The 18,094-nt window shown below is 53.4% G+C and carries 11 protein-coding genes and 1 pseudogene; 9 read left to right on the top strand and 3 right to left on the bottom strand.

The annotated features are described in order from the left end of the window. Nucleotides 1–198 precede the first annotated feature (198 nt). On the top strand, nucleotides 199–306 hold the full coding sequence (locus HEN33_RS18530) for a type I toxin-antitoxin system toxin Ldr family protein (protein WP_000170736.1): 108 nt from the start codon (nucleotides 199–201) through the stop codon (nucleotides 304–306). 86 nt (nucleotides 307–392) lie between these two features. Here HEN33_RS18530 and bcsG read toward each other — a convergent pair whose 3' ends face one another. From bcsG to bcsE, 3 genes are read right to left on the bottom strand one after another with little or no spacing between them, the layout of a single operon-like run. Next, on the bottom strand, nucleotides 393–2,072 hold the full coding sequence (gene bcsG / locus HEN33_RS18535; protein ID WP_000191596.1) for a cellulose biosynthesis protein BcsG: 1,680 nt from the start codon (nucleotides 2,070–2,072) through the stop codon (nucleotides 393–395). Then, nucleotides 2,069–2,260, bottom strand: coding sequence for a cellulose biosynthesis protein BcsF (gene bcsF, locus HEN33_RS18540; protein WP_000988308.1), 192 nt, complete (start codon nucleotides 2,258–2,260; stop codon nucleotides 2,069–2,071). The genes bcsG and bcsF overlap by 4 nt, the downstream gene beginning before the upstream one ends. Then, nucleotides 2,257–3,828 (bottom strand): cellulose biosynthesis c-di-GMP-binding protein BcsE, encoded by a 1,572-nt coding sequence (gene bcsE, locus HEN33_RS18545; protein WP_001204923.1) that lies wholly within the window; start codon nucleotides 3,826–3,828, stop codon nucleotides 2,257–2,259. Before bcsE ends, bcsF begins: the two co-directional genes overlap by 4 nt. Nucleotides 3,829–4,099: 271 nt before the next feature. On the opposite strand from bcsE, the gene bcsR reads away from it, so the two are divergent. The 8 genes and pseudogenes from bcsR to dctA all read left to right on the top strand — a co-directional run bounded on the left by bcsR (nucleotide 4,100) and on the right by dctA (nucleotide 18,016). After that, nucleotides 4,100–4,288 carry a cellulose biosynthesis protein BcsR gene (gene bcsR, locus HEN33_RS18550; RefSeq protein ID WP_001063314.1) on the top strand — a complete coding sequence of 63 codons (189 nt, stop codon included), beginning with the start codon at nucleotides 4,100–4,102 and terminating at the stop codon, nucleotides 4,286–4,288. An 11-nt stretch (nucleotides 4,289–4,299) separates the two neighbouring features. Then, entirely contained in the window at nucleotides 4,300–5,052 is a 753-nt protein-coding gene (gene bcsQ / locus HEN33_RS18555; RefSeq protein WP_032185391.1) for a cellulose biosynthesis protein BcsQ, read from the top strand. Further along, a complete protein-coding gene (gene bcsA, locus HEN33_RS18560) occupies nucleotides 5,049–7,667 on the top strand; it encodes a UDP-forming cellulose synthase catalytic subunit (protein WP_176262792.1) in 2,619 nt (872 codons plus the stop codon). The genes bcsQ and bcsA overlap by 4 nt, the downstream gene beginning before the upstream one ends. Nucleotides 7,668–7,677: 10 nt before the next feature. Further along, the gene (bcsB, locus tag HEN33_RS18565) at nucleotides 7,678–10,017 is read left to right on the top strand and encodes a cellulose biosynthesis cyclic di-GMP-binding regulatory protein BcsB (protein ID WP_001355017.1); all 2,340 of its coding nucleotides are present in this window, start codon (nucleotides 7,678–7,680) and stop codon (nucleotides 10,015–10,017) included. A gap of 6 nt (nucleotides 10,018–10,023) precedes the next feature. Then, the gene (gene bcsZ, locus HEN33_RS18570; RefSeq protein WP_001353587.1) at nucleotides 10,024–11,130 is read left to right on the top strand and encodes a cellulose synthase complex periplasmic endoglucanase BcsZ; all 1,107 of its coding nucleotides are present in this window, start codon (nucleotides 10,024–10,026) and stop codon (nucleotides 11,128–11,130) included. Continuing rightward, a pseudogene (gene bcsC, locus HEN33_RS18575) lies at nucleotides 11,112–14,477 on the top strand (cellulose synthase complex outer membrane protein BcsC). Before bcsZ ends, bcsC begins: the two are co-directional and overlap by 19 nt. Before the next feature lie 81 nt (nucleotides 14,478–14,558). After that, complete coding sequence (gene hmsP, locus HEN33_RS18580; RefSeq protein ID WP_001266333.1) at nucleotides 14,559–16,547, top strand: biofilm formation regulator HmsP; 1,989 nt, start codon at nucleotides 14,559–14,561, stop codon at nucleotides 16,545–16,547. Nucleotides 16,548–16,729: 182 nt separating this feature from the next. Continuing rightward, entirely contained in the window at nucleotides 16,730–18,016 is a 1,287-nt protein-coding gene (gene dctA / locus HEN33_RS18585; RefSeq protein ID WP_000858214.1) for a C4-dicarboxylate transporter DctC, read from the top strand. The last annotated feature ends 78 nt before the right edge of the window (nucleotides 18,017–18,094 follow it).

The raw sequence follows: 18,094 nt of genomic DNA on the forward strand, positions 1-18,094 counted from the left end.
TAGAATCAGCGGCAAGCCGGAAGGGTTCCGGTGAGGCGCAATGTTGCGGGGGCTTAATCCCTGGTGGCATTGGTTGCTGGAGAGAGAAAACCCCCGCACGTTGCAGGTATGCACCTGACAACATCACGGGGGCCAATCTTGAACCCAAACAACTCAAGAATAGCCGCGAAACGTTGTCATTACAACAGAGGCGGCTATATGACGCTCGCAGAACTGGGCATGGCCTTCTGGCATGATTTAGCGGCTCCGGTCATTGCTGGCATTCTTGCCAGTCTGATCGTGAACTCGCTGAATAAGCGGAAGTAACGTGTCATGCGGGCGTCAGGCTGCCGTAATGGCAATTTGCGCCCGGATCAGGCCGCAGGGGTGAAACTCTGCGGCCTTTTTCGTTCTTATTGCGGGTAAGGCACCCAGTCGCCGCCGTTCAGGCGAACGTACGGTTTATCTTGGTATTGAATAACCACTGCATTTGAGTTCTCGGAGACCGGTGCTGTTTGTGGCAACCCACTGGTGAGTTTTTTCCAGTCAACATTGTCTTCGGTGAAAATCTTACCATCAAGAACGCGAACCACCAGATCGGAGATAGCCAGGAAGCTGCTCGGTTGGTCGATGACAATCGGTGCCCCCTGATGTGGTGCCTTCATGCCGAAGAATTTCACCCCAACGGGGACGTCTGTGATAGACGGGCTAGGGATATCACGTAGGCCAGATACCTGCATTCTGTCGCCCTTCAGCGCGCCACCGTGTTCCGGCACCACTACCACCATCACTTTACGACCCGATTTCTCCAGTTCAGTAAAGAAGGCGTCCAGCTCATCAAAGAATTTCTGCGCTCGCGCTTTGTAATCCGCTGTTTTGCTGACGCCCGGATAATGGTTGCCGTCATGCAGTGGAAGCGTGTTGTAGAACGTGGCACTACGGCTGTTTTTATCTTTTTCGGTAACGTCCAGCCAGCGGTTAAGCACGGCGGTATCGTCATAAACCGGCGAACCATCAAAGCCCAGCAAAATAACCGGCAGATTTGTTTGATCCATCAATTCGGTCTGCATGCCGCCATTTTCGCGAACTTCTTTCAAAAAACCGCCGAACTGGCCGTTATGTCCCATCATCAGGTGCTGGGTAAAGCCCAGTTTCGACAGGTTATCAAACAGATAGCAGTCGTTATTTGCCGGTTGATACAGATTAGTGTGCGAAGTCTGCCCGCAGCTGGCGCGCAGTAAACGGATCGCCGCCGGGCCACTGTAGGAGGTGGCGGAGTTAAAGTTCTTGAACTCAATATCGAAATGCGACCACAGCGGATGCGACATCAACCCGGCGGCTTCAATATCCGACCAGGAAAGCGAACAGATATTAATCACCAGTAGTTCAAATGGCTGAGCATCAGCGGGCAGCGAAGACGGGAAGGTCGATTTACGTTTCGCCTCCGCGTTATAGAAATTATTCAGCCAGGCGTTGAGATTCGCCGTTGTGGGCGGTGCAGTTTGCGCGGGCATATCACCCACCACCGGTGCGCCACCCGTCGCCGCAACGGTTGCCGCTGCGTTACCACCCGTCGTTGTTACAGTGGTCGTCGGTTGACCGGCAGGCCACAAGGAGAAACTTGGTCCCGCCAGGGTAAGTACGTTCAGCCATAGCAGAATGGCAACCACAAAAACGGTAATGCGAATCCATTGTGACAGGAATAACCAGGCCACTAATAAAACAAAAATGGCCCCAATCATCTGCCAGTTAATAAAGCGTGTGACAAGGTCGATTAAATAATCGGTACTGAACCCCGCCACCTGCGAACCCTGGCTCATTATGCTTTCCGGGCCAGGCAACCAGGTGTCATGCCAGAACAAAGCAAAGCCGATCGGCAGGGCAATCCAGTGGCGTAAGCGATGCAGGCTGTAGCGCGGAATGGGCATCAGCAGAAACGCGGCAAACACCAGATTGAGGAGCGGATGGAAGTTAAGATATCCCGCCCACAACAGGCCGAACTTAACCAGAAAATAGAAGTTCCAGCCGGAAAGGCCGCGCCAGTATTGCCAGAGGGAAGAAGGCATGGCGGTATTTTGCGTAAATTGAGTCATTTTTTGGTTGCCCTGGCTTTTTCCGTGCGGCGTAACGTCCCGGCCGGTTTAACATAACGAGGTTTAGCAAAGAACAAACGTAAGGTGTCGCGAATGCGTCGCAAAGAGTGCCGCGCCAGATAGCCCAGCGGGAAAAATATCAGTGCGCAAACGACAATAATTTCAATGATATCGCTGATGGTCATCATGATGAGCGCTCTACAGCATCATCTAACAGTCGCATTGGTTCTGGTATTCTTCGCCAGTGGCGACCATCGTGCTCGGCATTGATGACCGGTTTAGAACTTTGCGTTAAAGGCAGCGGCATGCCCCATTGTTCTGGGGCAAGCAGGCGCATCTGCACCAGCTCGGCACTGATTTGATCATCTTCAAACCAGACCATACGGTTTGAGAAAATGTCGCCAGTCGGCAATGGGAAAATATGATTCAACGCGGTATCCAGATCGTTAATCCGACAGAATGAGAGAAACAGCACCAGCCGATTACCGCCAATGGTCATGATATCGCCGGTACGGTTAGGGCGACACAGCGTCAGGGCTTGCTCAACCCGGATACCCGGTACCGGACGTAGGGCAACCAGAACGCCTTTACCATGTGCAGGCAAGAGAGGGTTATTCATCATGTTGTTAACGGCATTACAGAACACATCCCACTTCTGGAAACCACGTAGTTTGAGCGGCTGGGTCATTGACAGCAAGGTAGTGATATCTTCCGGCACATAGCGACTAAACTTCTGCCCTTGCACGCTTTCGATCATCGTCAGACAGCGGGAGAGTGGCGCATTCCACGGGATAACCATATTTGCACCGCAGGCCAATAACAAACGTTCATCGGTGGCGCGCAGGCTTGCGGTATTTTCCCGTACGAGGATTTTCATCGCACTACCGCGCTGGCGACGCAGAGTATGAATGCTGCGGGCCAGTGGCTCGATTTGCGCATTTTGCTGTAAAGAAAAGACCACCGTCGCCGCCTGAGCGGTACGGGCTTCATTGAACAGAACTTCGTTATTGTTGAACAGTTGCCAGTGTTCCGATAGCGGCGGCGCACCTTCCAGTACAGCAACATTACTCAGAATGCGTTTTTCGTCGCTGCGTGGTTGGATCTCCGCCTCTTCGCTTTGAACTAATGTCCAGATACCATTTTGTTGCTGAACGCTAAGCTGCTGACGGGCGCTGACCCCTTTTTCGTTGCACCAGAAGGCAATATCCAGCAAATGTTGGTCGCCCTGAAAACGCAAACTGGCAAGACCAAAAAGTGAACGGTATTCCTCAAGCAACAATGAAAATTGTTTATCGTTATTATTTCCGGGATTAATTACCAAAAGCGAACAATGGTTTAACCTGCTCCATTTATTCATTTTATCCAACCATGAGCGAAGCCGCTCGGCAGGAATGTTTTGCCATGCGTTATTTGCGCAAACAAGAATAAAAAGGTAATTATTGGGATCAATAGAACACTGCAAATCACGGGCCAAATAGTATAGACCTTTTTCATGATTTAGCATTGAAAATAATTTTATTTTTTCCGGCCCTTGAGAATCATCTAATTGAAAGATTTTCGCCGGATCGCTGTCCATGCTAATGACCGCGACGTGTGCGGTTTCAGCCTGGGATGCAATTGTTTGATTCGCCAGACTGATAGCATCTTCATGGCGATCGACGTTAAACCACCAGACGCCGCCTGCTGGCATATGTCGCAGCTCATCCCATAATGATGAGATACCGATAGAGAATACAGGGTCCACAATGTCCCTCATGTCATCATTTTGTCTGATTATCAGTTTACTAGCGAAAGCTAAGAAATAAACCTACCATTGAAATTAAAACTTATCAGATTTAGCATGTGAATCAATTTAGCAGGTCACAAGACGTGTGATTTTAGCCTTTTCGTTTTTAACTTTTTCTGTTGCGTAACGGAAAGTCAAAAAGTGAGCAAGTTCCCGTCTCGCCGTAAACAATGAAGCGGTGAAATGCTCACGTTTAGAATTGTCTCATGAACGGTACGGTTATTTCATAGGGATCAAGCAAATGAATAACAATGAACCAGATACTCTGCCTGATCCCGCGATAGGCTATATCTTCCAGAATGATATTTTGGCGTTAAAGCAGGCGTTTTCACTGCCTGATATTGATTATGCCGATATTTCCCAACGCGAACAGTTGGCCGCGGCATTAAAACGCTGGCCGTTGCTGGCAGAGTTTGCGCAACAAAAGTAGGGGATTGGTGAATGGCCGTACTGGGATTGCAGGGGGTGCGGGGAGGCGTGGGAACAACAACCATCACTGCCGCATTAGCCTGGTCATTACAAATGTTGGGAGAAGATGTCCTGGTGGTCGATGCCTGCCCGGACAACTTGTTGCGCCTGTCATTTAACGTTGATTTTACCCACCGTCAGGGCTGGGCCAGAGCCATGCTGGACGGTCAGGACTGGCGTGACGCCGGGTTGCGCTATACCTCGCAACTCGATTTGCTGCCTTTTGGTCAGTTATCCATTGAAGAACAAGAAAATCCACAGCACTGGCAAACCCGGCTGAGCGATATTTGCTCCGGCTTACAGCAACTAAAAGCCAGCGGGCGTTACCAGTGGATTTTAATCGACTTACCGCGTGATGCCTCGCAGATAACCCACCAGCTGCTGAGTTTGTGCGATCACTCGCTGGCAATCGTCAATGTGGATGCCAACTGCCATATCCGGCTGCATCAGCAGGCGCTGCCGGATGGCGCGCATATTTTGATTAATGACTTCCGTATCGGCAGTCAGGTTCAGGACGATATTTACCAGCTTTGGTTGCAAAGCCAGCGCCGATTACTGCCAATGCTCATTCATCGTGATGAAGCGATGGCTCAATGCCTGGCGGCTAAGCAACCAGTCGGTGAATACCGCAGTGATGCGCTGGCGGCTGAAGAGATACTGACGCTGGCTAACTGGTGCCTGTTGAACTATTCCGGGCTGAAAACGCCAGTCGGGAGTGCATCATGAGTATCCTGACCCGGTGGTTGCTTATCCCGCCGGTCAACGCGCGGCTTATCGGGCGTTATCGCGATTATCGTCGTCACGGCGCGTCGGCTTTCAGCGCGACGCTCGGCTGTTTTTGGTTGATCCTGGCCTGGATTTTTATTCCGCTGGAGCACCCGCGCTGGCAGCGTATTCGCGCAGAACATAAAAACCTGTATCCGCATATCAACGCCTCGCGTCCGCGTCCGCTGGACCCGGTCCGTTATCTCATTCAAACATGCTGGTTACTGATCGGTACATCGCGCAAAGAAACGCCGAAAACGCGTAGGCGGACATTTTCAGGTCTGCAGAATATTCGTGGACGTTACCATCAATGGATGAACGAGCTGCCTGAGCGCGTTAGCCATAAAACACAGCATCTCGATGAGAAAAAAGAACTCGGCCATTTGAGCGCCGGGGCGCGGCGGTTGATCCTCGGTATCATCGTCACCTTCTCGCTGATTCTGGCGTTAATCTGCGTTACCCAGCCGTTTAACCCGCTGGCGCAGTTTATTTTCCTGATGCTGCTGTGGGGTGTAGCGCTGATCGTACGGCGGATGCCGGGGCGCTTCTCGGCGCTAATGTTGATTGTGCTGTCGCTGACCGTTTCTTGCCGTTATATCTGGTGGCGCTACACCTCTACGCTGAACTGGGACGATCCGGTCAGCCTGGTGTGCGGGCTTATTCTGCTGTTCGCCGAAACGTACGCGTGGATTGTGCTGGTGCTCGGCTACTTCCAGGTGGTATGGCCGCTGAATCGTCAGCCGGTGCCATTGCCGAAAGATATGTCGCTGTGGCCGTCGGTGGATATCTTTGTCCCGACTTACAACGAAGATCTCAACGTGGTGAAAAATACGATTTACGCCTCGCTGGGTATCGACTGGCCGAAAGACAAGCTGAACATCTGGATCCTCGATGACGGCGGCAGGGAAGAGTTTCGCCAGTTTGCACAAAACGTGGGGGTGAAATATATCGCCCGTACCACTCATGAACATGCGAAAGCAGGCAACATCAACAATGCGCTGAAATATGCCAAAGGCGAGTTCGTGTCGATTTTCGACTGCGACCACGTGCCGACGCGCTCATTCCTGCAAATGACCATGGGCTGGTTCCTGAAAGAAAAACAGTTGGCGATGATGCAGACGCCGCACCACTTCTTCTCACCGGATCCGTTTGAACGCAACCTCGGGCGTTTTCGTAAAACGCCAAACGAAGGCACGTTGTTTTATGGTCTGGTGCAGGACGGCAATGATATGTGGGATGCCACTTTCTTCTGCGGTTCCTGTGCGGTGATTCGTCGTAAGCCGCTGGATGAGATTGGCGGTATTGCCGTCGAAACGGTAACCGAAGATGCGCATACTTCTCTGCGTCTGCACCGTCGTGGCTACACTTCAGCGTATATGCGTATTCCACAGGCGGCGGGGCTGGCGACCGAAAGTCTGTCGGCGCATATCGGCCAACGTATTCGCTGGGCGCGCGGGATGGTGCAAATCTTCCGTCTTGATAACCCGCTCACCGGTAAAGGGCTGAAGTTTGCTCAGCGGCTGTGCTACGTCAACGCCATGTTCCATTTCTTGTCGGGCATTCCAAGACTGATCTTCCTGACTGCGCCGCTGGCGTTCCTGCTGCTGCATGCCTACATCATCTATGCGCCAGCGTTGATGATCGCCCTGTTCGTGCTGCCGCATATGATTCATGCCAGCCTGACCAACTCGAAGATCCAGGGCAAATATCGCCACTCTTTCTGGAGTGAAATCTACGAAACGGTGCTGGCGTGGTATATCGCACCACCGACGCTGGTGGCGCTGATTAACCCGCACAAAGGCAAATTTAACGTCACCGCCAAAGGTGGACTGGTGGAAGAAGAGTACGTCGACTGGGTGATCTCACGGCCCTACATTTTCCTGGTATTGCTCAACCTGGTCGGTATTGCGGTCGGTATCTGGCGTTACTTCTACGGCCCGCCAACCGAGATGCTCACTGTCATCGTCAGTATGGTGTGGGTGTTCTACAACCTGATTATTCTCGGTGGTGCGGTAGCGGTATCGGTAGAAAGCAAACAGGTTCGCCGATCGCACCGCGTGGAGATGACAATGCCAGCGGCAATTGCCCGTGAAGATGGTCACCTCTTCTCGTGTACCGTTCAGGATTTCTCCGACGGTGGTTTGGGGATCAAGATCAACGGTCAGGCGCAGATTCTGGAAGGGCAGAAAGTGAATCTGTTGCTTAAACGTGGTCAGCAGGAATACGTCTTCCCGACCCAGGTGGCGCGCGTGATGGGTAATGAAGTTGGGCTGAAATTAATGCCGCTCACCACCCAGCAACATATCGATTTTGTGCAGTGTACGTTTGCCCGTGCGGATACATGGGCGCTCTGGCAGGACAGCTATCCGGAAGATAAGCCGCTGGAAAGTCTGCTGGATATTCTGAAGCTCGGCTTCCGTGGCTACCGCCATCTGGCGGAGTTTGCGCCTTCTTCGGTGAAGGGCATATTCCGTGTGCTGACTTCTCTGGTTTCCTGGGTTGTATCGTTTATTCCGCGCCGCCCGGCGCGGAGCGAAACGGCACAACCATCGGATCAGGCTTTGGCTCAACAATGATGATAACGCGATGAAAAGAAAACTATTCTGGATTTGTGCAGTGGCTATGGGGATGAGTGCGTTCCCCTCTTTCATGACGCAGGCGACGCCAGCAACGCAACCACTGATCAATGCTGAGCCAGCTGTAGCCGCCCAGACGGAACAAAATCCGCAGGTGGGGCAAGTGATGCCGGGCGTGCAGGGCGCTGATGCCCCCATCGTGGCGCAGAACGGTCCTTCGCGTGATGTGAAGCTGACCTTTGCGCAAATTGCGCCACCGCCGGGCAGCATGGTGCTACGTGGCATTAACCCGAACGGCAGCATTGAGTTTGGTATGCGCAGCGATGAAGTGGTGACGAAGGCGATGCTCAACCTCGAATACACGCCATCGCCATCGTTACTGCCTGTCCAGTCGCAGTTAAAGGTTTATCTCAATGATGAACTGATGGGCGTGCTGCCAGTGACCAAAGAACAGTTGGGTAAAAAAACGCTGGCACAAATGCCAATTAACCCACTGTTTATTACCGACTTCAACCGTGTGCGGCTGGAGTTTGTCGGTCATTATCAGGACGTGTGCGAAAACCCGGCCAGCACCACGCTTTGGCTGGATGTTGGGCGGAGCAGTGGACTGGATCTGACCTATCAGACCCTGAATGTGAAGAATGATCTGTCACACTTCCCGGTACCATTCTTTGACCCACGTGATAACCGCACCAACACCTTGCCGATGGTCTTTGCGGGTGCGCCGGATGTTGGGCTGCAACAAGCATCTGCCATTGTCGCCTCGTGGTTTGGTTCGCGTTCTGGCTGGCGTGGGCAGAACTTCCCGGTGCTCTATAACCAACTGCCGGATCGCAATGCCATCGTTTTTGCCACTAATGACAAACGCCCGGACTTCCTGCGCGATCATCCGGCGGTAAAAGCCCCGGTGATTGAGATGATCAACCATCCACAGAATCCTTACGTCAAACTGCTGGTGGTCTTTGGTCGTGACGACAAAGACCTGTTGCAGGCAGCGAAAGGTATCGCTCAGGGTAACATTCTGTTCCGTGGTGAAAGCGTGGTAGTGAATGAAGTGAAACCGCTGCTACCGCGTAAGCCGTACGATGCGCCGAACTGGGTGCGTACCGATCGTCCGGTCACCTTTGGTGAACTGAAAACCTATGAAGAACAGTTACAATCCAGCGGTCTTGAGCCAGCAGCGATTAACGTTTCGCTAAACCTGCCGCCGGATCTCTACCTGATGCGCAGTACCGGCATTGATATGGATATCAACTATCGCTACACCATGCCGCCGGTGAAAGACAGTTCGCGGATGGATATCAGCCTGAATAACCAGTTCCTGCAATCCTTCAACCTGAGCAGTAAACAGGAGGCGAACCGCCTGCTGCTGCGTATTCCGGTATTACAAGGTTTGCTGGATGGCAAAACGGATGTCTCTATTCCGGCGCTGAAACTGGGCGCGACCAACCAGTTGCGGTTTGACTTTGAGTATATGAACCCGATGCCGGGCGGTTCGGTGGATAACTGTATTACCTTCCAGCCGGTGCAGAATCATGTGGTGATTGGTGACGACTCCACCATCGACTTCTCGAAGTATTACCACTTCATCCCGATGCCGGATCTACGCGCCTTTGCTAACGCGGGCTTCCCGTTCAGCCGGATGGCGGATCTGTCACAAACCATCACCGTGATGCCGAAAGCGCCTAACGAAGCACAGATGGAAACCTTGCTGAATACCGTTGGCTTTATCGGTGCGCAGACGGGCTTCCCGGCGATTAACCTGACGGTGACCGATGATGGCAGCACCATTCAGGGCAAAGATGCCGACATCATGATCATCGGTGGTATCCCGGACAAACTGAAAGACGACAAGCAGATCGACCTGTTGGTGCAGGCGACCGAAAGCTGGGTGAAAACGCCGATGCGCCAGACCCCGTTCCCCGGCATTGTGCCGGACGAGAGCGATCGCGCGGCAGAAACTCAATCAACGCTGACCTCTTCCGGTGCGATGGCAGCGGTGATTGGCTTCCAGTCGCCGTATAACGACCAGCGTAGCGTGATTGCGCTGCTGGCAGATAGCCCACGCGGTTATGAAATGCTTAACGATGCGGTGAACGATAGCGGCAAACGCGCCACCATGTTCGGCTCGGTCGCGGTGATCCGCGAGTCCGGTATCAATAGCCTGCGTGTTGGCGACGTCTATTACGTTGGCCATCTGCCGTGGTTCGAACGCTTATGGTATGCGCTGGCAAACCATCCGATTCTGCTGGCGGTGCTGGCGGCAATCAGCGTCGTGCTGCTGGCCTGGGTACTGTGGCGTTTGCTGCGTATTATCAGCCGTCGTCGTCTTAACCCGGATAACGAGTAATTGAAGATGAATGTGTTGCGTAGTGGACTCGTGACGATGCTGCTGCTGGCTGCCTTTAGTGTTCAGGCTGCCTGCAACTGGCCTGCCTGGGAGCAGTTCAAAAAGGATTACATCAGTCAGGAAGGGCGCGTCATCGACCCCAGCGACGCGCGCAAAATCACCACCTCCGAAGGGCAAAGTTACGGCATGTTCTTTGCCCTGGCGGCTAACGACCGTGCAGCTTTCGATAATATTCTCGACTGGACACAGAACAATCTCGCTCAGGGTTCTTTAAAAGAACATTTGCCCGCCTGGCTGTGGGGCAAGAAAGAGAACAGTAAGTGGGAAGTGCTGGACAGCAATTCGGCCTCTGATGGTGATGTCTGGATGGCCTGGTCGTTGCTGGAGGCGGGGCGTTTGTGGAAAGAGCAGCGTTATACCGACATCGGCAGCGCGTTGTTAAAACGTATTGCGCGGGAGGAAGTGGTGACGGTGCCTGGGCTGGGTTCCATGTTGTTGCCGGGCAAAGTGGGATTTGCTGAGGATAACAGCTGGCGTTTTAACCCCAGCTACCTGCCGCCGACGCTGGCGCAGTATTTCACCCGCTTTGGCGCGCCGTGGACTACGCTGCGCGAAACCAATCAACGTTTATTGCTGGAAACCGCCCCGAAAGGCTTTTCACCAGACTGGGTGCGCTATGAGAAAGACAAAGGCTGGCAGCTAAAAGCCGAAAAAACATTGATCAGCAGCTACGACGCTATCCGTGTTTACATGTGGGTAGGCATGATGCCTGACAGCGATCCGCAAAAAGCGCGGATGCTCAACCGGTTTAAACCGATGGCGACATTCACCGAGAAAAACGGCTATCCGCCGGAAAAAGTCGATGTGGCTACGGGGAAAGCGCAGGGTAAAGGACCGGTCGGTTTTTCTGCCGCCATGCTGCCCTTTTTACAAAACCGCGATGCACAGGCCGTTCAGCGCCAGCGCGTGGCCGATAACTTTCCCGGCAGCGATGCCTATTACAACTATGTGCTGACCCTGTTTGGACAAGGCTGGGATCAACACCGTTTCCGCTTCTCGACAAAAGGTGAGTTATTACCTGACTGGGGCCAGGAATGCGCAAATTCACACTAAACATATTCACGCTTTCCCTCGGTCTGGCCGTCATGCCGATGGTCGAGGCAGCACCAACCGCTCAGCAACAGTTGCTGGAGCAAGTTCGGTTAGGCGAAGCGACCCATCGTGAAGACCTGGTGCAACAGTCGTTGTATCGGCTGGAACTTATTGATCCGAATAACCCGGACGTCGTTGCCGCCCGTTTCCGTTCTCTGTTACGTCAGGGCGATATTGATGGCGCGCAAAAACAGCTCGATCGGCTGTCGCAGTTAGCGCCGAGTTCAAATGCGTATAAATCGTCGCGGACCACAATGTTACTTTCTACGCCGGATGGTCGTCAGGCACTGCAACAGGCAAGATTGCAGGCGACTACCGGTCATGCAGAAGAAGCTGTGGCGAGTTACAACAAGCTGTTCAACGGTGCGCCGCCGGAAGGTGACATTGCCGTCGAGTACTGGAGTACGGTGGCGAAAATTCCGGCTCGCCGTGGCGAAGCGATTAATCAGCTAAAACGCATTAATGCGGATACGCCGGGCAATACGGGCCTGCAAAACAATCTGGCGCTATTGCTGTTTAGTAGCGATCGGCGTGATGAAGGTTTTGCTGTACTGGAGCAGATGGCGAAATCGAACGCCGGGCGCGAGGGAGCCTCTAAAATCTGGTACGGGCAGATTAAAGACATGCCTGTCAGCGATGCCAGCGTGCAGGCGCTGAAAAAATATCTCTCTATCTTTAGCGATGGCGACAGCGTAGCTGCTGCGCAATCGCAACTGGCAGAACAGCAAAAACAGCTGGCCGACCCTGCTTTCCGCGCTCGTGCGCAAGGTTTAGCGGCAGTGGACTCTGGCATGGCGGGTAAAGCCATTCCCGAACTACAACAGGCAGTGCGGGCGAACCCGAAAGACAGTGAGGCACTGGGGGCGCTGGGCCAGGCGTATTCTCAGAAAGGCGATCGCGCCAATGCGGTGGCGAATCTGGAAAAAGCCCTCGCACTGGACCCGCACAGCAGCAACAACGACAAATGGAACAGTCTGCTGAAAGTAAACCGCTACTGGCTGGCGATCCAGCAGGGTGATGCCGCGCTGAAAGCCAATAATCCTGACCGGGCAGAACGCCTGTTCCAGCAGGCGCGCAGTGTCGATAACACCGACAGCTATGCGGTGTTGGGGCTGGGCGATGTGGCGATGGCGCGAAAAGATTATTCCGCCGCCGAACGCTATTACCAGCAGACGCTGCGCATGGACAGCGGCAATACCAACGCCGTGCGCGGGCTGGCGAATATTTACCGCCAGCAATCGCCAGAAAAAGCAGAAGCGTTTATCGCCTCGCTCTCTGCCAGCCAGCGGCGCAGCATTGATGATATCGAACGTAGCCTGCAAAACGATCGTCTGGCACAGCAGGCAGAGGCACTGGAAAACCAGGGCAAATGGGCGCAGGCAGCAGCACTTCAGCGGCAACGACTGGCACTGGACCCCGGCAGTGTATGGATTACTTACCGACTTTCGCAGGATCTCTGGCAGGCCGGACAACGCAGCCAGGCCGATACGTTAATGCGCAATCTCGCGCAGCAGAACAGCAATATTCAGGAGCTGGTTAATCGGCTGCAAAGCGACCAGGTGCTGGAAACCGCTAATCGCCTGCGAGAAAACGGTAAAGAGGCAGAAGCAGAAGCGATGCTGCGCCAGCAACCGCCTTCCTCGCGTATTGATCTGACGCTGGCTGACTGGGCGCAACAACGACGTGATTACGCTGCTGCCCGTGCTGCATATCAGAATGTCCTGACGCGGGAGCCAACTAACGCTGATGCCATTCTTGGCCTGACGGAAGTGGATATCGCTGCCGGTGACAAAGCGGCGGCACGTAGCCAACTGGCGAAACTGCCTGCCACCGATAACGCCTCCCTGAACACACAGCGGCGCGTGGCGCTGGCGCAGGCGCAGCTTGGCGATACCGCAGCGGCGCAGCAGACATTTAACAAGCTGATCCCGCAGGCAAAATCTCAGCTACCGTCGATGGAAAGCGCGATGGTACTGCGCGACGGTGCGAAGTTTGAAGCGCAGGCGGGAGACCCAACGCAGGCGCAGGAAACCTACAAAGACGCGATGGTTGCATCCGGTGTGACCACGATGCGTCCGCAGGATAACGACACCTTTACCCGGCTGACCCGTAACGACGAGAAAGATGACTGGCTGAAACGCGGCGTGCGCAGCGACGCGGCAGATCTCTACCGTCAGCAGGATCTTAACGTCACTCTCGAGCACGATTACTGGGGTTCGAGCGGAACCGGTGGTTACTCCGATCTGAAAGCGCACACTACCATGTTGCAGGTGGATGCGCCCTATTCTGACGGGCGGATGTTCTTTCGCAGTGATTTCGTCAATATGAACGTCGGCAGTTTCTCCACTAATGCCGATGGCAAATGGGATGACAACTGGGGCACCTGTACATTACAGGACTGTAGCGGCAACCGCAGCCAGTCGGATTCCGGTGCCAGCGTGGCGGTCGGCTGGCGAAATGACGTCTGGAGCTGGGATATCGGCACCACGCCGATGGGCTTCAACGTGGTGGATGTGGTCGGCGGCATCAGTTACAGTGATGATATCGGGCCGCTGGGTTACACCGTTAACGCCCATCGTCGGCCCATTTCCAGTTCTTTGCTGGCCTTTGGCGGGCAAAAAGACTCCCCGAGCAATACCGGGAAAAAATGGGGTGGCGTGCGTGCCGACGGCGTGGGGCTAAGCCTGAGCTACGATAAAGGTGAAGCAAACGGCGTCTGGGCATCGCTTAGCGGTGACCAGTTAACCGGTAAAAATGTCGAAGATAACTGGCGCGTGCGCTGGATGACGGGCTATTACTATAAGGTCATCAACCAGAATAATCGCCGTGTGACCATTGGCCTGAACAACATGATCTGGCATTACGACAAAGACCTGAGTGGGTACTCACTCGGTCAGGGCGGTTACTACAGCCCGCAGGAATACCTGTCGTTTGCTATTCCGGTGATGTGGCGTGAACGGACAGAAAACTGGTCGTGGGAGCTGGGGGCGTCTGGTTCGTGGTCGCATTCGCGCACCAAAACCATGCCGCGGTATCCGCTGATGAATCTGATCCCGACTGACTGGCAGGAAGAAGCTGCGCGGCAATCCAACGATGGCGGCAGCAGTTAGGGCTTTGGCTATACGGCGCGGGCATTACTTGAGCGTCGCGTCACATCCAACTGGTTTGTCGGTACGGCAATTGATATCCAGCAAGCGAAGGATTACGCGCCCAGCCATTTCCTGCTCTACGTACGTTATTCCGCCGCCGGATGGCAGGGTGACATGGATTTACCGCCGCAGCCGCTGATACCTTACGCCGACTGGTAAGTTTTCAGATAGCGCCTCTCTTAATGCCGCTGCGATCGGGTATACTCGGGCGGCAATCTGGGATTTCCGGGGGGAGACAATTTGCGCGTAAGTCGCTCGTTAACAATCAAGCAGATGGCAATGGTGGCAGCCGTTGTCCTGGTGTTCGTTTTTATTTTTTGCACCGTTTTGCTGTTCCATCTGGTCCAGCAGAATCGCTATAACACGGCTACGCAACTGGAAAGCATTGCTCGCTCTGTCCGCGAACCCTTATCTTCTGCCATTTTGAAAGGCGATATTCCCGAAGCGGAAGCTATTCTTGCCAGCATTAAACCGGCAGGCGTGGTCAGCCGTGCCGATGTGGTGCTGCCTAACCAGTTCCAGGCGCTGCGTAAAAGTTTTATTCCAGAGCGTCCGGTGCCGGTAATGGTTACTCGCATGTTTGAGCTACCGGTGCAAATCTCGCTGGGCGTTTACTCGCTGGAACGTCCGGCAAACCCGCAGCCAATTGCCTATCTGGTGCTACAGGCGGATTCCTTCCGCATGTATAAGTTCGTGATGAGCACCCTCTCAACGTTAGTGACCATTTACTTACTTTTGTCGTTAATATTGACGGTGGCGATTAGCTGGTGCATTAACCGCCTGATTTTGCATCCGTTACGCAATATTGCTCGTGAACTTAACGCCATCCCAGCCCAGGAGCTTGTTGGTCACCAACTGGCATTACCACGTCTGCATCAGGACGATGAAATCGGTATGCTGGTGCGCAGTTACAACCTCAACCAGCAATTGCTGCAGCGCCATTATGAAGAACAGAACGAAAATGCGATGCGCTTCCCGGTGTCGGATTTGCCGAACAAAGCCTTGCTGATGGAGATGCTGGAGCAGGTTGTCGCGCGTAAACAAACCACCGCGCTGATGATCATCACCTGTGAAACCCTGCGTGATACTGCGGGCGTGCTGAAAGAGGCGCAACGAGAAATTCTGCTGCTGACGCTGGTGGAAAAACTCAAATCGGTACTGTCGCCACGTATGATCCTCGCGCAGATTAGTGGTTATGACTTTGCTGTCATTGCCAACGGTGTACAGGAGCCGTGGCATGCTATTACTTTAGGTCAGCAAGTGCTCACTATCATGAGCGAGCGCCTGCCGATTGAACGTATTCAACTCCGTCCGCACTGTAGCATTGGCGTGGCGATGTTCTACGGCGATCTCACCGCCGAACAGCTTTACAGTCGCGCTATTTCTGCGGCATTTACCGCTCGCCATAAAGGCAAGAATCAGATTCAGTTCTTTGATCCGCAGCAGATGGAAGCCGCCCAACAGCGGTTGACGGAAGAGAGCGATATCCTTAATGCACTGGAAAATCATCAGTTTGCGATTTGGTTACAGCCACAGGTCGAGATGACCAGCGGTAAACTGGTCAGTGCGGAAGTGTTACTGCGTATACAGCAACCGGATGGCAGTTGGGATCTGCCGGATGGCTTAATCGATCGCATTGAGTGCTGTGGGCTGATGGTTACCGTCGGTCACTGGGTGCTGGAAGAGTCCTGTCGACTGCTGGCTGCCTGGCAAGAGCGCGGCATTATGTTGCCCTTGTCGGTAAACCTCTCAGCGCTGCAACTGATGCACCCGAATATGGTAGCGGATATGCTGGAACTGTTAACCCGCTATCGCATTCAGCCGGGAACGCTGATTCTGGAAGTGACAGAAAGCCGACGTATTGACGACCCTCATGCAGCGGTGGCAATCCTCCGTCCGCTGCGCAATGCCGGAGTTCGGGTGGCGCTGGATGATTTCGGTATGGGCTACGCAGGGCTGCGTCAGCTGCAGCATATGAAATCGTTGCCAATCGACGTACTGAAAATCGACAAAATGTTTGTTGAAGGCTTGCCAGAAGATAGCAGCATGATTGCAGCAATTATCATGCTGGCACAAAGTCTGAACTTACAAATGATTGCCGAAGGCGTGGAGACTGAAGCGCAGCGCGACTGGCTGGCAAAAGCGGGCGTTGGTATTGCCCAGGGCTTCCTTTTTGCTCGCCCACTCCCTATTGAAATCTTCGAAGAGAGTTACCTGGAAGAAAAGTAGCTACCCCAAACTGATTACAAAACTTTAAAAAGTGCTGGTTTGTGCGAGCCAGCTCAAACTTTTTAACCTTTTTGTTTCAATTATGATCCAGGTACATTTCTGTGATGTTGTCTGGGTGTTATTTTAAGGCCGCAGGTACCCCATAACCTTACAAGACCTGTGGTTTTACTAAAGGACACCCTATGAAAACCTCTCTGTTTAAAAGCCTTTACTTTCAGGTCCTGACAGCGATAGCCATTGGTATTCTCCTTGGCCATTTCTACCCTGAAATAGGCGAGCAAATGAAACCGCTTGGCGACGGGTTCGTTAAGCTCATTAAGATGATCATCGCTCCTGTCATCTTTTGTACCGTCGTAACGGGCATTGCGGGCATGGAAAGCATGAAGGCGGTCGGTCGTACCGGCGCAGTCGCACTGCTTTACTTTGAAATTGTCAGCACCATCGCACTGATTATTGGTCTTATCATCGTTAACGTCGTGCAGCCTGGTGCCGGAATGAACGTCGATCCGGCAACGCTTGATGCGAAAGCGGTAGCGGTTTACGCCGATCAGGCGAAAGACCAGGGCATTGTCGCCTTCATTATGGATGTCATCCCGGCGAGCGTCATTGGCGCATTTGCCAGCGGTAACATTCTGCAGGTGCTGCTGTTTGCCGTACTGTTTGGTTTTGCGCTCCACCGTCTGGGCAGCAAAGGCCAACTGATTTTTAACGTGATCGAAAGTTTCTCGCAGGTCATCTTCGGCATCATCAATATGATCATGCGTCTGGCACCTATTGGTGCGTTCGGGGCAATGGCGTTTACCATCGGTAAATACGGCGTCGGCACACTGGTGCAACTGGGGCAGCTGATTATCTGCTTCTACATCACCTGTATCCTGTTTGTGGTTCTGGTACTGGGTTCAATCGCTAAAGCGACTGGTTTCAGTATCTTCAAATTTATCCGCTACATCCGTGAAGAACTGCTGATTGTACTGGGGACTTCATCTTCCGAGTCGGCGCTGCCGCGTATGCTCGACAAGATGGAGAAACTCGGCTGCCGCAAATCGGTGGTGGGGCTGGTCATCCCGACAGGCTACTCGTTTAACCTTGATGGCACATCGATATACCTGACAATGGCGGCGGTGTTTATCGCCCAGGCCACTAACAGTCAGATGGATATCGTCCACCAAATCACGCTGTTAATCGTGTTGCTGCTTTCTTCTAAAGGGGCGGCAGGGGTAACGGGTAGTGGCTTTATCGTGCTGGCAGCGACGCTCTCTGCGGTGGGCCATTTGCCGGTAGCGGGTCTGGCGCTAATTCTTGGTATCGACCGCTTTATGTCAGAAGCTCGTGCGCTGACTAACCTGGTCGGTAACGGCGTAGCGACCATTGTTGTTGCTAAGTGGGTGAAAGAACTGGACCACAAAAAACTGGACGATGTGCTGAATAATCGTGCGCCGGATGGCAAAACGCACGAATTATCCTCTTAATCTCACCACTTATGCCCGCACTCCCTTCCCCGAGTGCGGGTGTTTGCGCATAATTGACCCCTGTGCCTGAACTTACCA

This window comes from Escherichia sp. 94.0001 (assembly GCF_013369155.2).
Taxonomy (GTDB): Bacteria; Pseudomonadota; Gammaproteobacteria; order Enterobacterales; family Enterobacteriaceae; genus Escherichia; species Escherichia coli_F.